This is a genomic window from Dietzia sp. B32 (genome assembly GCF_024732245.1).
In the GTDB taxonomy this organism is placed as follows: Bacteria; Actinomycetota; Actinomycetes; order Mycobacteriales; family Mycobacteriaceae; genus Dietzia.
Genome location: NZ_CP093845.1, coordinates 2,226,694 through 2,243,896 on the forward strand (window position 1 = coordinate 2,226,694; position 17,203 = coordinate 2,243,896).

Annotated in this window: 18 protein-coding genes; 6 read left to right on the forward strand and 12 right to left on the reverse strand. The window is 71.0% G+C overall.

All coding sequences use genetic code 11. The annotated features are described in order from the left end of the window. Positions 1-58 precede the first annotated feature (58 nt). Positions 59-910 (reverse strand): alpha/beta fold hydrolase, encoded by an 852-nt coding sequence (locus tag L8M95_RS10640; protein ID WP_260486118.1) that lies wholly within the window; start codon positions 908-910, stop codon positions 59-61. A 10-nt stretch (positions 911-920) separates the two neighbouring features. After that, positions 921-1,619, reverse strand: a complete 699-nt coding sequence (locus tag L8M95_RS10645; protein WP_260486119.1) for a type 1 glutamine amidotransferase domain-containing protein — start codon at positions 1,617-1,619, stop codon at positions 921-923. Between the two features lie 893 nt (positions 1,620-2,512). Here L8M95_RS10645 and L8M95_RS10650 point away from each other — a divergent pair. Both L8M95_RS10650 and L8M95_RS10655 read left to right on the forward strand, forming a co-directional pair. Continuing rightward, on the forward strand, positions 2,513-2,851 hold the full coding sequence (locus L8M95_RS10650) for a hypothetical protein (RefSeq protein ID WP_260486120.1): 339 nt from the start codon (positions 2,513-2,515) through the stop codon (positions 2,849-2,851). 75 nt (positions 2,852-2,926) lie between these two features. Beyond that, positions 2,927-3,484 carry a GNAT family N-acetyltransferase gene (locus tag L8M95_RS10655; RefSeq protein ID WP_260486121.1) on the forward strand — a complete coding sequence of 186 codons (558 nt, stop codon included), beginning with the start codon at positions 2,927-2,929 and terminating at the stop codon, positions 3,482-3,484. A 7-nt stretch (positions 3,485-3,491) separates the two neighbouring features. On the opposite strand, the gene L8M95_RS10660 is transcribed toward L8M95_RS10655, so the two are convergent. Both L8M95_RS10660 and L8M95_RS10665 read right to left on the reverse strand, forming a co-directional pair. Further along, complete coding sequence (locus L8M95_RS10660) at positions 3,492-4,061, reverse strand: hypothetical protein (protein ID WP_260486122.1); 570 nt, start codon at positions 4,059-4,061, stop codon at positions 3,492-3,494. A 50-nt stretch (positions 4,062-4,111) separates the two neighbouring features. Next, complete coding sequence (locus L8M95_RS10665; RefSeq protein WP_206473983.1) at positions 4,112-4,525, reverse strand: MarR family winged helix-turn-helix transcriptional regulator; 414 nt, start codon at positions 4,523-4,525, stop codon at positions 4,112-4,114. Positions 4,526-4,635: 110 nt separating this feature from the next. Here L8M95_RS10665 and L8M95_RS10670 point away from each other — a divergent pair, with 110 nt between their 5' ends. Continuing rightward, a complete protein-coding gene (locus L8M95_RS10670; protein WP_260486123.1) occupies positions 4,636-5,880 on the forward strand; it encodes a cytochrome P450 in 1,245 nt (414 codons plus the stop codon). A 178-nt stretch (positions 5,881-6,058) separates the two neighbouring features. On the opposite strand, the gene L8M95_RS10675 is transcribed toward L8M95_RS10670, so the two are convergent. Then, entirely contained in the window at positions 6,059-6,394 is a 336-nt protein-coding gene (locus L8M95_RS10675) for a branched-chain amino acid transporter permease (protein ID WP_260486124.1), read from the reverse strand. Then, positions 6,391-7,095 (reverse strand): AzlC family ABC transporter permease, encoded by a 705-nt coding sequence (locus L8M95_RS10680; protein ID WP_260486125.1) that lies wholly within the window; start codon positions 7,093-7,095, stop codon positions 6,391-6,393. The genes L8M95_RS10675 and L8M95_RS10680 overlap by 4 nt, the downstream gene beginning before the upstream one ends. Positions 7,096-7,179: 84 nt before the next feature. Between L8M95_RS10680 and L8M95_RS10685 the strand changes: the two genes are divergently transcribed. Further along, complete coding sequence (locus L8M95_RS10685; protein WP_260486126.1) at positions 7,180-7,611, forward strand: VOC family protein; 432 nt, start codon at positions 7,180-7,182, stop codon at positions 7,609-7,611. Positions 7,612-7,655: 44 nt separating this feature from the next. On the opposite strand, the gene L8M95_RS10690 is transcribed toward L8M95_RS10685, so the two are convergent. Both L8M95_RS10690 and L8M95_RS10695 read right to left on the reverse strand, forming a co-directional pair. Then, a complete protein-coding gene (locus L8M95_RS10690; RefSeq protein WP_260486127.1) occupies positions 7,656-8,930 on the reverse strand; it encodes an MFS transporter in 1,275 nt (424 codons plus the stop codon). A 58-nt stretch (positions 8,931-8,988) separates the two neighbouring features. Continuing rightward, positions 8,989-9,621, reverse strand: coding sequence for a YqgE/AlgH family protein (locus L8M95_RS10695; RefSeq protein ID WP_260486128.1), 633 nt, complete (start codon positions 9,619-9,621; stop codon positions 8,989-8,991). A gap of 133 nt (positions 9,622-9,754) precedes the next feature. Here L8M95_RS10695 and L8M95_RS10700 point away from each other — a divergent pair, with 133 nt between their 5' ends. Continuing rightward, entirely contained in the window at positions 9,755-11,161 is a 1,407-nt protein-coding gene (locus tag L8M95_RS10700; RefSeq protein ID WP_260486129.1) for an MFS transporter, read from the forward strand. Here the strand turns inward: L8M95_RS10700 and L8M95_RS10705 are convergent. The 4 genes from L8M95_RS10705 to L8M95_RS10720 all read right to left on the reverse strand — a co-directional run bounded on the left by L8M95_RS10705 (position 11,096) and on the right by L8M95_RS10720 (position 15,953). Then, positions 11,096-12,268: a hypothetical protein gene (locus tag L8M95_RS10705; RefSeq protein WP_260486130.1), complete on the reverse strand. Its 1,173-nt coding sequence runs from the start codon at positions 12,266-12,268 to the stop codon at positions 11,096-11,098. The genes L8M95_RS10700 and L8M95_RS10705 overlap by 66 nt on opposite strands. 107 nt (positions 12,269-12,375) lie before the next feature. Then, positions 12,376-13,659 carry a glycosyltransferase 87 family protein gene (locus tag L8M95_RS10710; RefSeq protein ID WP_260486131.1) on the reverse strand — a complete coding sequence of 428 codons (1,284 nt, stop codon included), beginning with the start codon at positions 13,657-13,659 and terminating at the stop codon, positions 12,376-12,378. Continuing rightward, positions 13,656-15,209 carry a CCA tRNA nucleotidyltransferase gene (locus L8M95_RS10715; protein WP_260489228.1) on the reverse strand — a complete coding sequence of 518 codons (1,554 nt, stop codon included), beginning with the start codon at positions 15,207-15,209 and terminating at the stop codon, positions 13,656-13,658. The genes L8M95_RS10710 and L8M95_RS10715 overlap by 4 nt, the downstream gene beginning before the upstream one ends. Before the next feature lie 411 nt (positions 15,210-15,620). Next, positions 15,621-15,953: a putative quinol monooxygenase gene (locus tag L8M95_RS10720; RefSeq protein WP_260486132.1), complete on the reverse strand. Its 333-nt coding sequence runs from the start codon at positions 15,951-15,953 to the stop codon at positions 15,621-15,623. A gap of 190 nt (positions 15,954-16,143) precedes the next feature. On the opposite strand from L8M95_RS10720, the gene L8M95_RS10725 reads away from it, so the two are divergent. Then, a complete protein-coding gene (locus L8M95_RS10725; protein ID WP_260486133.1) occupies positions 16,144-17,142 on the forward strand; it encodes an alpha/beta hydrolase family protein in 999 nt (332 codons plus the stop codon). Positions 17,143-17,203: the final 61 nt, after the last annotated feature.

Consider the following 17,203-nt stretch of genomic DNA (forward strand, 5'->3'; position numbering starts at 1 on the left):
CAACGGAGACGGTCCCGGGTCTGGCCGGGACCTCGGGCCCGGAGCGCCGTGGGCCCCGTCAGCTCCGGTGGGCGTCGAGGAATGCCCGGAGTGCCGCGGCGACCTCGGCGGGGCGTTCCTCCGGCGCGAAGTGGCCACAGTTCTCGATGAGGTGCAGTTCGCTGCCGGGGATCGCGGCGTGGAGGCGGTGCGCCCAGTCGGTGACCTGCCAGGTGTCGTCGGCGCCCCAGACCAGCTGGACCGGGATCCGACCGAGCCTGTCCAGCTGGTCGGAGATCTCCAGTGTGTGGCGCGGGTCGTAGTGCGCGACCTGGTGCCGGAAGAAACTCGGTTGTCCGATCGGACCGCTGATGAGGTCGACGTACACCTCGAGCGCGGCGGGGTCGAAGTTCGCCGGGTCGCTGTGCGTGGACAGCAGCCAGTCGCGGAAGTGCGCCCGGTGCTCGGCGTCCGGCGTGCGGGCCAGTTCGTCCAGCCCGTCGGCCATCTGTTGCCGGGTCCGCTCGGAGGGGTAGCTGTCGAAGCTCACGACGTCGATGAGGGTCAGGGACCGGAGGCGCCCGGTCGACTGCACGCCGAAGCGTTGCGCGATCCCGCCACCGATGTCGTGGGCCACCAGGTGGAACGTGTCGAGTCCCCACTCCCCCAGCAGGCCCTCGAGGACGGCGACCTGACCGGTGATGGACGTGTCGACGTCGGGGTCCCGCGGCCGTTCCGATAGTCCGTAACCGAGCAGGTCGAAGACGTGGACGCGGTACCCGGCCCCGGTGAGGGCGGGCACCACGTCGCGCCAGATGTACGACGACGAGGGCGTTCCGTGGAGAAGGACCACGGGTTCGCCCTCGCCGTGCACGCCGAACGAGATGCGGTGGCCGTCGATGACGGCGTGCCGGTCGACGATGTGGCTCATCGGCGCGGACTCATCCCAGGTCGGAGACGATCCGCTTGGCCAGTTCCTCCGAGGACTGGGGGTTCTGACCCGTGTAGAGGTTGCGGTCCACCACCACGTGCGAGCCCCACGGTTCGGCGGCCGAGGAGTAGTCGGCGCCCAGCTCGACGAGCTTGTCCTCCAGCAACCAGGGCGCGTTCTCGGCCAGCCCGACCTGCTCCTCTTCGACGTTGGAGAATCCGGTCATCTTGTATCCCGCGAACGGCGAGGACGACACGTCATCCGACGCCGCGAGGACCGCCGCCGGGGCGTGACACAGCATGGCGAGCGGCTTCTCCGCGGTCACCCGCTCGGCGAGGATCGCCCCGGAGGTCTTGTCCACGGCGAGGTCCTCCAGCGGGCCGTGACCGCCCGGGTAGAAGACCACGTCGAACTGGTTGTGATCGACGGAGGCCAGGTCGGCCGGCGAGTTCAGAACGGGCGCGAGCCGATCGAGCGAGGCCTTGACCTTGTCGAGGGTCTCCGGGTCGCCGGCGCCTTCGCCGAGGCTTGCCTGATCGACGGTGGGAGCACGCCCACCCGGGGTCGCGACGGTGACGGACCAGCCGGCGTCGGTGAACACCTCGTACGGTGCGACGAACTCCTCTGCCCAGAAACCGGTGGGGTGCGCCGACCCGTCCTTGAGGGTCCAGTGGTCGGCCGCGGACATGATCATCAGTACGTTAGCCATGCCGCGACACTACGGATCTCGGGACGACTCGCAACTGGTCGCTCCCGACAAGTTCCGACCGCGCCGACCGACGACAAATCCCGGTAATAAATCGATTCTCATCATGGCGTCATGTCATCGCGACTCACTTCCCCGTCGCCGCTACCTGCGGGTTCCCTCCATTCCCGGAGGGTGACTACATATCAGCAGGTCACAGGACCCCTCGACCGACGGTCTCTTTAGGCAGGAAAACGTTGAGGCGCCCCCGAAGCCGTCTTAATGTTCACGCCGCACGAGCTGAGTAGCTCGGGCAGCCGCCGGGCTGTCAGACGATTCGAGGAGGGGTGCCGTGCCCATGACGACGCGCCCGCCGCTTCCTCGGTCCATGCCGCTCCTGGCTCTCGCCGGCCTGGCCCTGCTCGGGTTCTCGGCAGGAGCAGGCGCAGCATGGCTCACCGAGGGGACCGCGACGGCCACAGCCGCCGGGCCCGTGCCGCCCTCGGTACAGCAGGCCGGCCTCACATCGCCTGCACCCTCCACCACGTCGGCGCGGTCTCCGTCCTCCGCCGCGACGTCCTCCACCGCGCCGACCTCCACCGCGCCAGTGAGTAGCGAGCGCCTGCCGTCCTCGAGACGAGGGTCGCCAGCGGCCCGCCCGGCCGCGGAATCAGCGCCGGTCGCGCCGGCCCGGCCGCCAGCGATCCGGGTGCCGGTTGTCCCGGCGCAGCCACCCGCACCGGCGCCGTACAGACCGGGCCCGGCACCCGCTCCCCGCCCGGCACCCCCGCCAGACCCGGCCCCGGTCCCGCCTCCCCTCGCTATCGACGTACCGCTACTTCCCGTCAACCCACAACCGGTCATCGAGCCACGTGTCGTCACGATCGGCTGACCACCCACCAGAGAAAGGCACGACCATGGATCCCATCTCACTCGCCATCGCGACTCTCATCGCCGCCGGGGCGGCCCCGGCCGCCGCCGCCGGTTCCGCCGGCGCGGTTCCCGCCCTCGGTGCCGCCGCAACGGCTGTCGCAACCGCGCCTGCCTGGGCCGTTCCTGCGGGAATCGTCGCGGGAACCGGGGCCGCCGGCTCAGTCGGGGCCACCGGCCTCCTGGGAGCGGCGGCCGCCAGCAATCCCTTCACCGCGCACGGCCTGCAGAACGCCGGTGCTGATGCCTTCAACGCGGCAGCCGGCTCGGTCGCCGGCGCAGTGAACGATCTCAACATCCCGGGCGTCCACATCAACGTGAACTGAGTGCACATCTCCACGGCCCCGCCGTGGCCCGTCACCGGTTGGGTCGCGGTGGGGTTGCGGTGCTTCAATAACCCGATGACCAGCGTGACCTACCTCCAGCAGACCGACGCCGACCACCTGCGTCCTGCTGGCCGTGCGGAGCTGACGATCTCCCGGGTCTTCCCCGCGGAACCGGCATTCAACTCGCGTATGTACCGCGAGATCGGCAGCGACTGGAACTGGATCGATCGTCTCGAGTGGGCAGAGGGCGACTGGGCCTCGTACTGCTCCGACCCCTGCGTCAGCACGCTGCGCGCGACGTTCGGCGGCGAGATCGTCGGGTTCGCCGAGCTCCGCATGAGCCCGTGCGACGAGACCACCGGCCCAGCCTTCGACAACTCCGACGGTGCCGCGGACGACGGCGTCGACGTGGAGATCGTCTACTTCGGCCTGCTCCCCCAGTTCGCCGGCCGGGGTCTGGGCGGATGGTTCCTCTCCGAGGTCTGTCGCATCGCCTGGAAGGTGCCCGGGTGCCGCCGGGTGTGGCTGCACACCTGCGACAACGACTCCCCCGCCGCCGTCCCCAACTACCTCTCCCGCGGGTTCGTCGAATACGCCCGCGCAGACACCGGCTGCGCGGCCTGCACCGCCTGAATCGCGCTCACCGTGGCCGAGTGCACCCATTACCCGCACAGGTCTGCCCATTACCCAGCTGCACCGGGACTTCCGGTCCACCCGGCCCCGGGATGACGTTGCCCGCCTCATCGCAGAGCACGTCATAGTTGCAGGTGTAGGGCACATCCACTGTCGGGACCGCATCGGGGTCGGGGAATTCTGCGCCACTCGGATACCGACACACAGTCCCATCGCACACCGGGGTGTTCGCTTCACGTTCTTCATTGAGAGTGGCGTCATGGACCGACTGACAGTAGTCGGAGTAGCCCGTTATCGTCCCGTCAGACCAGTAGGTCTCGACAGGACCCAGCCCCATCTGACAATCGACGATGTAGGGCTGCGCGGCAGGCAACTCTGCCGACGGCTCAACCTGGGCCTCGTCGGCCGGGCCCCCTTCTCCCTCACCCTCTTCCACCGGTTCAGCGCTCGTGGTGGTGGTCGGCGAACTCGTGCTCGATGACTGCGTCGTCGTATCGTCCGGTGCGTTGTCGACGGCTCCGCAGGCGGTAAGCAGCAGTACGGAGGCCACCGCAATCACGATGCGTCGAGTACTCATCTAGTAAGCATCGTCGACATTCGCGGCCCCGGGATCAAATTCGACCATATCTACTGCTCGGGAAGGCGGCTCAGCGCCCGCCCGCTCATCCGGGAGACCAGCTTTTCGGACACTGCTCCGAACGCCTGCAGCTCGTCGTCGTCGAATCCTTCGAACAACCAGTCGGCGAGTCCGACGCGCGCCGTCACCACCTCATCCACGATCCGGCGCGACTTCTCCGTCAGGTTCACCAGCCGCACCCGCCGGTCGTCCGGCGGCATCGTGCGCTCCACATGCCCGCTGGCGACCAGGCCATCCACCAGCGCGGTCACCTGACGCGGCGAGCAATCGAGATACGTGGCGAGTTCCACCTGCTTGCACTCTCCCTGCAGGCCGAGCACGAACAACAGCTCGAGACGCGGCACCGTCAGGTCGTAGTTCGCGGCCGCGCGCGCGATCGATCCCGACATCTGCTCCGCCAACATCAGAGCGCGGTCGAGAATCTCGCTCGAGGATAGTGCCACGTGTATATAGTTACCACCATTCACGGTTTCATCCCCGCCGGACCCGGCGGGCGACCAGCCCAGGAGACACCATGGACGTCACCATCCCGGCAGGCTTCGACTTCACCGACCCCGACCTGTTCGAGAAGCGGCTCCCGCACGACGAGTGGCGCCAGCTCCGGCAGTCGGAGCCGATCCACCGCGTCGACAAGCGCGCGGGCTCCGACGGGTTCGACGACGACCACTACTGGCTGGTCACCCGGCACGCCGACGTCAAGGAGATCTCGCGCCTGACCGGGGAGGTGTTCTCCGCCGGCGAGAACACGATGATCCCGCGGTTCGCCGAGGGCACCGACCGGTCGATCATCGAGGCGCAGCGGTCGATGCTCGTCAACGAGGACGGCGAGATCCACAAGAAGCACCGGCGGATCATCTCCCGCGGGTTCACCCCCCGCGGTGTCGCCGGGATGCGCGAGGAGCTCGCCGACCGGGCACGCAAGATCGTCACCGCCGCCGCCGAGTCGAACGCCGACGACTTCGTCACCTCCATCGCCTCCGAGCTGCCACTCCAGGCGATCGCGGACCTGCTGGGTGTGCCGCAGGAGGACCGCCACAAGATCTTCGAGTGGTCCAACATCATGACCAGCTACGACGCCGGCGGTGACCCCGACGCGCCCGCCATCGCGTCCATGGAGCTCATCGGGTATGCCAACGCCATGGCCGAGGACCGTGCCGCCAACCCGCGGGACGACATCGTGACCAAGCTCGTCCAGGCCGACGTCGACGGCGAACACCTCTCCGCCGAGGAGTTCGGCTGGTTCGTCACCCTCCTGGCCGTGGCCGGGAACGAGACCACCCGCAACGCCACCACCCACGGCATGGTCGCGATGCTCGAGCACCCCGAGCAGTGGGAGCTGTTCAAGCGTGAGCGGCCCGAGACCGCCTACGACGAGATCCTGCGGTGGGCGTCGCCGATCACCCAGTTCCAGCGGACCGCCATGGAGGACACCGAGGTCGGAGGGGTGTCCATCGCCAAGGGCGACCGCGTGCTCATCTGTTACGGGTCGGCGAACTTCGACGAAGAGGTCTTCGACGACCCCTTCAGCTTCAACATCCTCCGCGATCCGAACCCGCACGTGACCTTCGGCGGACAGGGCCCGCACTACTGCCTCGGCGCCAACCTCGCGAAGATGCAGCTCGAGCTGATCTTCAACGCGGTCGCCGATTACTTCCCGGATCTGACCGCGCTCGGCGACCCCACGCGGCTCCGGTCGGGGTGGCTCAACGGCCTGACCGAGTGGAAGGTCGACCTGGGCAAGTGCCCGGTGGTCCACTGAGCGGCCGACCGCGCCGACCGAGGTAGCGCCACCCTCGATCGCGCAGCCGCGCGCAAGTCCTGCAGCCGCTTACGATATTTCGTGCGCGGCTGCAGGACTTGCGCGCGTGTGCGGGGCCACCCGGGCCGGCCGGGCCGACGGGGCCACCCGGGCCGGCGGGGCCACCTGGCCGGCGGCATCACACCAGTACGGTCTGCAGCAGCATGTAGGTCGCCGTCCCCAGCACGATGCTCACCGCGGCCCGTCGAAACGCGAGGTGCACAGCAAGAGTGAGCCCCAACGCGACGGCCGCCGGCACCCACGAGCCGAGCTCGGTGGTCGTGTCCCGCAGGGTGTAGACCACCAGCACGACCATCACGCCGGCGGGCATCGTGCGGCCGAGGTAGCGGACAACGCCGGAATCGCGGAGGCGCGTCAGCGCCACGAACGGGGCGGCCCGCAGCGCGAGCGTCACGAGGAACATCACGCCCAGCCCGGCGAACAGGTAGGCGGTCCCGGGAACGGCGGCGGTCACGTCGCGTCCCGCCCGGCACGCGTGTTCCAGACGTAGCGCAGCAACAACACCACGACGAACGCGCACAGGCCCACGATGAGCATCTGCCCGGGCGCCACCACCGCCGCGACCAGGCCGCAGAGCAGGCCGATCACCGGCGCCGGCAGGTCTCCCGAGGAGCGCCACGCGTCCACGGCCAACACGGCGAACAGGGCGGTCAGCGCGAACTGCAGCCCGTCCAGTCCTTCCGGCAGCGCGGATCCCACGAGCGCTCCGACGATGCCCGGCACCACCCACAGCGACTGGCAGGTGATCGCGATGGTCATCGTCCGGGCACCGGTCATCTCCACGCGCCGCTTGGTGGCGGTGATCGCGTACACCTCGTCGGTGAGGGCGTAGACGGCGTAGAGTCGGCCGAGCCGCGAGCGGATGGCCTCGATCGGGAAGCTCAGCCCGTAGAAGACGTGTCGGAAGTTCACCAGGAACGCCGCGGCGGCCAGCGAATACAGGGGAGTGACCGCGGTGAGCAGGCCGATCGCGAGGAACTCCATGGAGCCGGCGTAGATGACGATCGAGAACACCGGCGCCCACCACCAGTCGAACCCCGCCTGCGTCATCAGCACCCCGAACGCCAGACCGAGCGGGACGAGTCCCAGGCCGACGGTCGAGCAGTCGGCAAGACCCTTGCGGATCTCTGCGCTGGTGGAGGGGGCGTGCGGCACGCCGGGCAGTCTAGCCAGCCACGATTTGGCATCACCCCCGTCGGAGCCCTTCCGCCCTCGCGCCCGTCGGCGCAGACTCTGAGCATGAGCGCACACCAGCCCGGGACCCCGCCCGCCCCCACCGTGTGGCACTGCTTCCAGTGCTCGGACGCGCGCGCCGTCATCGACTGGTTGGTCGAGGCCCTGGGATTCGTCGAGACCGTCTCCCATGCCGAGGACGGCCGCATCGTGCACGCCGAACTGCTGTGGCCCGAGGGTGGCGGCATCATGCTCGGTGACCAACGGCCGGGGCCGGATGATCCCCATGCGATGCCGCCGGGAACCGGGTTGGCCTATGTGGTCACCGCCGACGCGGACACCGTCTACGAACGCGCGCGGGCCGCGGGCGCCGAGATCGTCATGGAGCTCCACGACACCGACTACGGGGATCACACCTTTTCCGCCCGCGACCCCGAGGGCAACGTGTGGTCGGTGGGTCAGTACCGAGGCGAACCCCTGCCGACCGGGACGTCCTGACGCAGCGGCCGTCGGGGCAGGCCCGGCCCGCGACCAGCCCCTCCTCAGACCCGCACGACGTCTGCGCGCGGTACCAGCGGGATCGCCACCGCGGCGACCACCGCCGCGCCCGTGAACACCGGCCAGTAACCGACCGCCTCGATCACGGCAGCGACCAGGGGAGTGGACGCCGCGATCGCCACGAACTGCGCGGTGTTCTGCACGCCCAGCGCGCGCCCGCTCCACCGCGGGCCGGCGTATTCGGCGACGGCGGTGAACGCCAGGCCGTTGTCGGACACCGAGAGGACGGTCGCGACCACGCCGAGCGTCACGGCGATCACCCCGGGGGCTCCCAGCGCCTCGGCCACAGCGAGGGCCGCCAGGCCGCCGGTGACCGAGACCGCCACAGCGCGAAGGGGTCTCACCCGCGATCCGACCCGATCCGACACCGCTCCGGCCACGATCCTGGCAACCGCCCCGAGCACCTGGCTCACCGTCACCACGATGCCCGCGGAGACCGCCGACCAGCCGTGCCCCAGCACGAGCCACGCCAGCAGGAACGCCTGCAGCATGCCCTGCGGCAGGACGAGGAGCACTGACGCGCCGTGCACCCGGGCCAGGTAGCGCGAGCCGCGGTACGGCGACGCGTCCGACGGCGCGGGGGGCGGCGGCTCCGCGATCGACGATGCGCCGGTCGCCCTGGGGGCCGGGGCGACCGGCGCCGGCGGGGGAGCAGGCGGGTCGGTGACGACGACGAGGGCCGCGACCGCCGAGACCACGGCCATGGCCAGGGGTATCGCGAAGGCAGCGGCCAATCCGTACGACTGCGCGAGGAGCGGCATGGTCATGGCCGCGACCGCGGATCCGGCCGGCTGCGACATCTGCCGGACTCCCATGGCGAGCCCGCGGCGGTGGGCCGGGAACCAGCTGACGACCAGGCGCCCGCTGGCGGAGTTCCCCGAGGCGGTGAAGGCCCCGGTGACCAGCAGAAGGATCGCCAGCAGTGCGAAGGCGTCGACGAACAGCGCGGCGGTGAGGGCGATCGCGGCGCCGATGGAACCGGAGACCAGGACCAGCTTCTCGCTCGTGCGGTCGACGAGCCAGCCCCAGGCGATCAACGCCGTGGCCATTCCCACCAGCGGCATCGCGACCAGCACCCCGGCCCGCGAGAGCGACAGCCCCTCGGCGGTCGTGAGGTGGGGGAGCAGGAAGCCCACGCCGACGACGAACGCCGAGCCCGACGCGGCGACGAACGTGGCGACGGCCAGCACCAGCCAGTGCCGCGCGGTCACCGCCGTTTCTGCACCCTCACCCGTCTCCACCTGCATGAGCCTAGGCATGATCTCATTGTTTAGAAAGATGATCCCAATTAGTGGGATTACTATTGGCCGGGGCTCGTCAGTTGACGTCGCCGTCCTGGACGTAGGTGGCGTACAGGGGCAGCGGCATCTCCTGCCGTCGCAGCACCGCGCCCCAGACGTCGACGCGGGCGGGGGCGAGCAGGTCGCTGGGCAGGCTGGGCGCGACGTACCAGTCACCGCGGTCGAGCTCGTCCTGCAGCTGCCCGGGGGCCCAGCCGGTATAGCCCACGAACACCCGCATCCCCTCGACGTGGTCCCGCAGCAGGTCGGGGTCACTGTCCAGGTCCACCACGTGCACCCGACCCTCGATCTGTTGGAGCCCCACGAACCGATCGCCGTCGACACCCGAGCCGAGCACCACCAACGCGATTCCGGTGTCGGGTTTGACGGGACCGCCGATGTGGAAGACGGACGGGGGAGCGCAGATCTCGGCCCAGGCGGGCAGGATCGACTCCACCTCGGTCTCGCTCGGACGGGTGATGACCACCCCCAGGGAGCCCGAGTGGTCGTGCTCGATCATGTAGATGATCGCTCGCTGGAAGTTGGGGTCGGGCATGTCGGGCGCCGCGATGAGCAGCGAACCGGCGACGGGGTCACGCTTGTCCATCGCGGAGTAGAGGCGGTCGCCGAACAGGCCGCCGCCACCCAGATCGTCCGGTCCCGTGTCCATGTCCCCATGATGCCCCCGTCGTCGCCGACCCACACGCGCGTCCCCTCGATCGGGCTCCGCCGCGGTGGTCCGCGCCCGTGAGGTGACCGCTCGTGTGGTGAGGGTTCGAGTCGTGGACGATACGGTGACTTGGGTGACCTCCCTGTCCGCCGACCCGGTCGGCCCCCCGCGCGGACGAATGGCCGCCGCAGTGCGCGAGTCGGACGGCCTCGGCCGGTTGTCCACGGCACGCCTGGCCGCCCTGCTCAGCGAGGGCATCCACCAGGCCGCGCTGGGCGGGATCGTGTTGTTCAGTCCGGAATCCGCGACGACGCCGGCCGCCATCGTCGGTGGGTTCGCCGTCATGCTGCTGCCGTATTCGATCGTCGGGCCCTTCGCGGCCGCCGCGCTCGACCGGTGGGACCGCCGGGTCGTCGTCGCGGTCGCGGCCCTGGTCAGGACGGTCGCCATCATCGCGACCATTGCTCTGATCGCCGCCGGGGCCGTCCACACCGGGACAGGCCTGGCGGCATTGTTCGCGCTGTCGCTCGTGGCCATCGGTCTCGGCCGCCTCATCAACACCGGCATGACCGCGGCCATGCCCAAGGTGGTGCCCGACCGGATCCTCGCCGCCACCAACTCGGTCCTGGTCACCGTGGGGTCGATCATCACGGCCATCGGCGCGGTGGCCGCCTTCGCGGTCCTGGCCGTCCTGGGCGCCGGGGACAACGCCGTGTCGTGGACCCTCGTGCCGTCCGTGATCGCCGCGCTGGTGGGGGTCTGGGCGATCCTGGCCCTGCCGCACCGGCACCTGGGCCCCGACGACGACGAGCTCGGCGCCGATCCGGGCCGGGCCGTCACTCGGGAGGCGCTCGCCCTGTTCGCCGGTGGACTGGCCGAGGGCGTCCGGGCCGCCCGTTCCACGACCCTCGTGTGGGTGTCCCTGGCCGGCGTGACGCTCGGCCGGGCGGCGTTCGGGATCACCACGATGCTGGCGATCCTGCTGCTGCGCGACGCCGAGTCCGCAGGAGCGGGCGGCCCCGTGGTCGCCGGGATGGGCGGGTTCGGACTGATGTCGGCTGCGGTGGCCGCCGGAATGGGCCTGGCGGCCGTCGTCACCCCGTGGGCGATCGCCCGTCGGCGGCGGATCGCCATCGTGGCGTCGGGGGCGGTCCTGTCGGGGGTCGCCCAGCTCGCGGTCGGGCCGACCCTCGACCCGACCGCGCTGGTCGTGGGTGCGGTCGCGATCGGTCTGGGCGCCCAGGTGGTCAAGCTCGTCGCGGACAACGCCATGCAGACCGATGTCCCCGACGCCCGCCGCGGCGGGGTCTTCGCGCTGCAGGACGCCCTGTTCAACTCGGCGTTCGTGGTGGGGATGGTCGCCATCCTGCCCCTGGTGCCGGCGGACGGGCGGTCGGTGCCGTTGATGCTGGTCCCGGCCGCGCTGTACGCCGCCGCCGCGGCGGTCGCCGCGGTTCCGGCCGCTCGCACGCGGTCAGGAGCCGAGCCCGAGCGAGCCCGCCGCGATCGAACCGCCACCGACCGAACCACCACCCACTGACCCTCCTCCCACAGAGCCACCGCCCACAGAGCCCGCGGCGACTGAACCGCCACCCACCGAGCCTGCACCCACCGAGCCGCCGCCGACGCTCCCTGCGCCGACCGAACCCGCCCCGACCGAACCCGCGCCCATCGACCCGGCGGCAGCGGATCCCGCCGCAGCCGAGCCCGCCGCGGCGGAACCGACAGCTCCGGCGCCACCACCAACCGAGCCACCACCGATCGCACCGGCGTCGATGACCCCCGTCCCGACCACTCCTGTGGCAGAGCCCGCGTCGAGGTGCGGGAACTCGAGACGGGGCGGCTCGAAGGGCAGGGCGGCGTCGAGCAGCCCGTCTCCGTTGACGTCGGCAACCGAGAGCCACCCGCTACCCGTGTCGACGGTGATGGAGCCGTCATCCTCGACGACAGGGGCGGCGGGCAGGGGATTCGTCCCGCCCTGGACCGGCGGCGGCACCGGATCCGGCTCGGCGACCGGCGGGGTGGTCCACCTGGCCGAGTCCGTGGCAGCGGCCGACCCGTGGTGGATCGCACCGATCGCATCGGACAACAGCGCGCCCCAGTCCGGCAGCTCCCCGAGCGCCTCCGAGCCGGTGGCGATCGCCTCCGCGCCCGCGGCCAGCGAGCCGTCGACCAGGGCTCCCGCCCCCTCGGCACCGGCCGACATCGACCCGGCCAGCACCGATCCGGCCGCCACTGATCCCGCCCCGACCGAGCCCGCGCCAGCCGACCCCGCGCCGACCGAACCTCCGCCCACCGAGCCACCGCCCACAGACCCGCCCCCCACCGAGCCGCCGCCCACAGACCCCGCGCCGAGGGATCCGGCGCCCGCGGATCCCGCCGCGAGCGCGCCCGCGCCTCCCGCATAGACGTTCCACAGCCCGCGATCACCGTCGTCGGCGTAGGCCACCTGGGCGGCGGTGCCGACGTCGGTCACCACGAGATCCGCGACGCCGTCGACGTCCGAATCCCAGAGGGCGTCGTCGGCGTAACCGTCACCGTCGAAGTCCAACCACAGCGCGTCTGCCGCACCGGTCCCGAGCGTGAGGTCGGGCTCGCCCTGCCACTGCGTCGGGTCCCCGACGCCGTCTCCGAAGAAGTAGTCCATGACGAGAATCGTGTCCCGGACACCCGACCCGGACCAGCCCCGATCCGCGATCTGTGGAGCAGCGATCCGTAATCCACAGATCGCCATTCCGCCTTGACGGCGGGCGCTCAGCGGCTCGCGGTGGCCCTGTCGAGCAGCGCGGGTTGTTCGGGGTCGCCGCCCAGGTCGGGGCGGCCGAGGCGGGACGCCCGGAGTCCGACGACGACGAGGAAGATCGCCGCCCAGATCAGGTAGGCGTTGCCGACGAGGTGCTCAAGCGGGCCCCAGCCGAGTTCGCGGTCCTCGCTGTGCGGCACCCACCACTGCGGTGTGCCCAGGAAGACCACCACGCCGCTGCCGGCCAGGGCGAGCCAGCCGCGCTCGTCGTCGTCGCCGTCTCGCCCCGCGCGGTCGGCCCACACCAGGGTGAGCACGATCGCCGGCACCGCCCACACCCAGTGGTGCCCCCACGACACGGGCGAGCAGAACAGCGCCACGTGACCCACCGCCACCGCGGCGGCCACCTCGTGGCCGGACCGCAGCAGCCGCCACGACACCCACGCGATCCCCAGGCCGATCGCCGCGGACACCACGAACCACGCGACCGACGCCGCGGTGTCCTCTAGCCCGAGGCGGTGCACGAACCCGTTCACCGACTGGTTGGACGTGAACGCCAGACCGCCGATCCGGGCCGGGTCACGGATGGCGAAGGTCCAGTAGCGGGCCGAGTCGTCCGGGGTGAGCAGGTGCCCGATCCCGGTGAACGCGAGGGCCGAGACGACCGCCGTGGCCAGCCCGCGCCAGTCGCGCCGCAGCACGAAGTACAGCAGGAACACCGCCGGGGTGAGCTTGATGGCCATCGCCAACCCGGTGAGGGTGCCGCCCCACCAGCGGCCGCGGCCGCGGATCACGTCGACCAGCACCAGCGCCATGAGGAAGACGTTGACCTGCCCGAACCCGATCGTCTCGCGCACCGGGCCGAACCACAGTGCCACCGCCACGATGGCTGCCGTGAGCCACCACAACTCCCGCTGCGGGCGTTCGCACGTGCGCGTGAGCACCAGGTGCACGACATAGGCCAGCACCGCGATGGTCGCCAGCGTGATCAGCGCGGACGCGACCGCCAACGGCACCAGCGTGAGCAGTGAGAAGAGCTGCGCCGACAGCGGGGGATAGGTGAACGGCAGGTGGGCGCCCTGGGCGAGCTGCGGCAGCTCGCCGTAGAGGTCGCCACCGTCGCGGAACACCTGCCCGCCGACGCGGTAGACGTCGAGGTCGATGCGGTACGGCGGGGTCTGCTGCAGCCCCGGGATTCCGACGGTGTGCAGCAGCGTGCCGACGACGGCGAGGACGGCGACGACGACCCGCGCAGCGGCCGAACCGAGGTAGCGGTCGACCGCTCCGCCAATCATGCCGGGTCGCCGTTCTGCTCGGCGGAGCCCCCGGACCCGCCGTTCTGCTGCGGTTCGTTCTGTCCCGCCCACCAGCTCAGGAGTGCGGCCTCGGCCTCATCCCGGTCGAGCGGGCCGCGGTCGAGGCGCAACTCCTTGAGATACGCCCACGCGCGACCGACATCGGGCCCCGGCTTGAGGTCGAGCAGCGTCATGATCTCGTTGCCGTCGAGGTCTGGGCGGACCCGCGCGAGGTCCTCCTTCTCCTCGATCTCGGCGATCCGCCGTTCCAGCGAGTCGTAGTTGGCCTGCAGCTTGGCCGCCCGCCGCTTGTTGCGGGTCGTGCAGTCCGCCCGGACCAGCCGGTGCAGGCGCGGGAGCAGGTGTCCGGCGTCGGAGACGTAGCGGCGCACCGCGGAATCCGTCCACTGACCCTCGCCGTACCCGTGGAAGCGCAGGTGGAGAAACACCAGGCCGGAGACGTCCTCGATCATCTGCTTGGAGTACTTGAGCGCACGCATGCGCTTGCGCACCATCTTCGCGCCGACCACCTCGTGGTGGTGGAAGGTCACGCCGCCGCCGGGCTTGGGCGCCCGTGTGGCGGGCTTGCCCACGTCGTGCAGCAACGCCGCCCAGCGGAGCACCAGGTCGGGCCCCTCGGGTTCGAGGTCGATGGCCTGCTTGAGCACCGTGAGCGAGTGCCAGTACACGTCCTTGTGCTGCATGTGCTCGTCGCGCTCGAGCTTCATGCCGGGCACCTCGGGCAACACCCGGTCGGCCAACCCGGCCTCGCACAGCATGTTGATGCCGTCGATCGGGAAATCGCCGAGGATGGTCTTGTCGAGCTCCGTCCGCACCCGTTCGACGGTGATGCGGTCGATCTCCCCGGTCATCTCCGCCATCGCCCGGAACACCCGCGGCGCCAGGGTGAACCCCAGCTGGGAGACGAACCGGCAGGCCCGGAGCATGCGCAGCGGGTCGTCGGCGAACGACTGCTCCGGCGCCGCCGGGGTGTCCAGCACGCCGGCGAGCAGGGCGTCCATCCCGTTCAGGGGATCGACGAACTCCTGGCGCCCGTCCGGGTGCAGACGCACCGCCATGGCGTTTACCGTGAAGTCACGCCGGATGAGGTCACCCTCGAGGGTGTCGCCGAAGACGACCTCGGGGTTCCGGGTCACCCCGTCATAGGAGTCCGCGCGGAACGTGGTGATCTCGATCTGCTGCTCGATCCCGCCACCGTCCCGCTTGACGGCCGAGAGCGTGCCGAACTCGATCCCGGTGTCCCACACCGCGTCCGCGTAGTCGCCGAGGATGGCCCGCACCGTCTCGGGTCGGGCGTCCGTGGTGAAGTCCAGGTCGGTGCCCAGTCGGCCGAGCACGGCGTCGCGGACACTGCCGCCCACCAGGTAGAGCTCGTGCCCGGCGTCGCCGAACGCCGTCGCGAGCGGGGCCAGCACGTCCGCCAGGTCGTTCATGGTGGTCTGGGCGCCCGCCAGCAGCCGGACCCGGCGTGCCTCGACCTCGGCCGGGTCGGGCCGGGCGCCCGGTCCGTCCTGCAGAGCCGAGAACACCGCGGCGTCGTGTCGATCGGAGGCGGCTCGATCGGCGGCGGCACTGCGGTCGGGGGTCGGTCTGCGGGCTGTCACGCGCCCGACTTTACCGAGTGGACCCGGCAAATCCTGATCCGCGCACTCGGGGGCGGGGCCGAGTCGGGGCGGAGTCGGGGCCGAGTCGGGGCCCGGCCGGACCCGGGACGACGGCCGAGTGTGCATCCGGCCAGCACGAACGGCTCCGGATACGCTGCCTAACCGACCTACGCTGCGGAAATGCACACAGAACCCCGGGTCACGCTGCGGGATTGGACCATTCAAGGCGCGTAAGTCAACGAGGCAGCGTATCTCGCGCGAGGTGCGCTGCAAGAGTGTCAGACAGGCCCCCCGGGAGCAGCCGGGCACCCGCGCCTCCGGGCTCGGCGCGCCGCCTCACCCGCCCGCCGCGACGACCTTCGACCACAGCGGGTCCACGGCCTCCACCTCGGGCGGGCCGCTCAGCAGCGGGCTCGACTCCTCCAGGTATCGCAGGTAGGCGGGGTTACCGAGGAACTCCTGGGCGGCCGCGGCATCCCGGTAGTGCTGGAACACCACCATCACGTCCGGATCCACGTGGGACGCGCACAGCACATAGGCCTCGTGCCCGTCGTTGGCCTGGACGGCCTCGGGCATGTGCCGACGCCACACCTCGATCAACTGGTCGCGACGGCCCGGCTTGGCCCGGTGTCGCAGGACCAGGGCGTGGGCGGACGGGCCAGTGCTCATACAGCGGACTCTAGCCGCGCCCGCCGCCGCGGGACCGTTCCCGGCCGCCACGGGATCGACATCCTGTCCCGTGATACAGAAGCAATCTAGAGTGACGGGTGTGTCTCGTCGTCGTCGTATATGCCCACGCCCGTCACCCAGCCGTCGGCGCATCGCACCGACGGCCGTCGCGCTCACGGCCGCGGCCGCGGTGGCGCTGACCGGCGCGGTCCACCCGCTCGCAGGCGCGCAGTCCGCCGGCGGCGTCGACACCTCCACGGCCCTCGGATTCACCACCTCGCCCCGCCCCACCGCGCCGCCACCGGTCGACACCTCCCGGCCACAGATCCTGCGCGTCCAACCGGTCGAGGGCCGCAAGGTACTCGCCGACGTGTGGTCCCCGTCCATGGCCAGGGCCGTCCCCACGTTCCTCCTCCTCCCCGCGAGCCCGTCGCCGGCACCGCTGTTGCTCCTGCTCAACGGCGTGGGCGGGGGAGAAGACCACGTCGGCTGGGCCTATCACACCGACTACGAGGACTTCTTCGCCGACAAACACGTCCTGGTCGCCAGCCCGGAGGGCGGCCGGTTCAGCCTCTACACCGACTGGCAGCGCGAGGATCCCGTCCTCGGCGTCAACCGCTGGCACACCTTCCTCGACTCCGAACTACCCGCCGCGCTCACCGGCGCCCACGCCCTGAACGGCACCCGCGGCGTGATCGGCGTGTCCATGTCCGGCGGACCCGCGCTCACCCTCGCCGCGCGGAGCCGACACCACTGGGCCGCCGCGGCGTCCCTGTCCGGGTTCCCCGAGGTCTCCACGCCGTTCGGTCGCGCCGCCATGACCGCGATGGTCGCGCGCGGCGGCGGCAACGTCCACAACGCGTTCGGCCCTCACGACGACCCGGCCTGGCTCGTCAATGACCCGTCGCACGACGTCGAACGGCTCCGCGGCACCGCCCTGTACCTCGCGTCCGCCCCCGGCAACCCCGGCCCGCACGACTCGCCGGAGATCGGGTCGGCGACCTTCGCTATCGGCGCGCCGACGGAACTGGCCGCCGACCTGGGAACCCGCCACATGGCCCGCGCGCTGCGGGACGGCGGCGTGCCCTTCACCTATGACCGGTACCCGACCGGCGCCCACACCTTCGCCCTGTTCACCCGCGAACTCCGGGACTCCTGGCGGGTAGTCGGTCCGGCGCTCGGGGCCTGAGCCGCACGCGACCGGGCGGCGGCGCGCCGTGGATTCCGGTCCACTCACCCCCGGCCGGTAG

Bases quoted from the DNA above. Each gene is read 5' to 3' on its own strand.
- L8M95_RS10640 (WP_260486118.1), bottom strand. From the start codon at position 910: ATGAGCCACATCGTCGACCGGCACGCCGTCATCGACGGCCACCGCATC.
- L8M95_RS10645 (WP_260486119.1), bottom strand. From the start codon at position 1,619: ATGGCTAACGTACTGATGATCATGTCCGCGGCCGACCACTGGACCCTC.
- L8M95_RS10650 (WP_260486120.1), top strand. From the start codon at position 2,513: ATGGATCCCATCTCACTCGCCATCGCGACTCTCATCGCCGCCGGGGCG.
- L8M95_RS10655 (WP_260486121.1), top strand. From the start codon at position 2,927: ATGACCAGCGTGACCTACCTCCAGCAGACCGACGCCGACCACCTGCGT.
- L8M95_RS10660 (WP_260486122.1), bottom strand. From the start codon at position 4,061: ATGAGTACTCGACGCATCGTGATTGCGGTGGCCTCCGTACTGCTGCTT.
- L8M95_RS10665 (WP_206473983.1), bottom strand. From the start codon at position 4,525: ATGTTGGCGGAGCAGATGTCGGGATCGATCGCGCGCGCGGCCGCGAAC.
- L8M95_RS10670 (WP_260486123.1), top strand. From the start codon at position 4,636: ATGGACGTCACCATCCCGGCAGGCTTCGACTTCACCGACCCCGACCTG.
- L8M95_RS10685 (WP_260486126.1), top strand. From the start codon at position 7,180: ATGAGCGCACACCAGCCCGGGACCCCGCCCGCCCCCACCGTGTGGCAC.
- L8M95_RS10690 (WP_260486127.1), bottom strand. From the start codon at position 8,930: ATGCCTAGGCTCATGCAGGTGGAGACGGGTGAGGGTGCAGAAACGGCG.
- L8M95_RS10695 (WP_260486128.1), bottom strand. From the start codon at position 9,621: ATGGACACGGGACCGGACGATCTGGGTGGCGGCGGCCTGTTCGGCGAC.
- L8M95_RS10705 (WP_260486130.1), bottom strand. From the start codon at position 12,268: ATGGACTACTTCTTCGGAGACGGCGTCGGGGACCCGACGCAGTGGCAG.
- L8M95_RS10710 (WP_260486131.1), bottom strand. From the start codon at position 13,659: ATGATTGGCGGAGCGGTCGACCGCTACCTCGGTTCGGCCGCTGCGCGG.
- L8M95_RS10720 (WP_260486132.1), bottom strand. From the start codon at position 15,953: ATGAGCACTGGCCCGTCCGCCCACGCCCTGGTCCTGCGACACCGGGCC.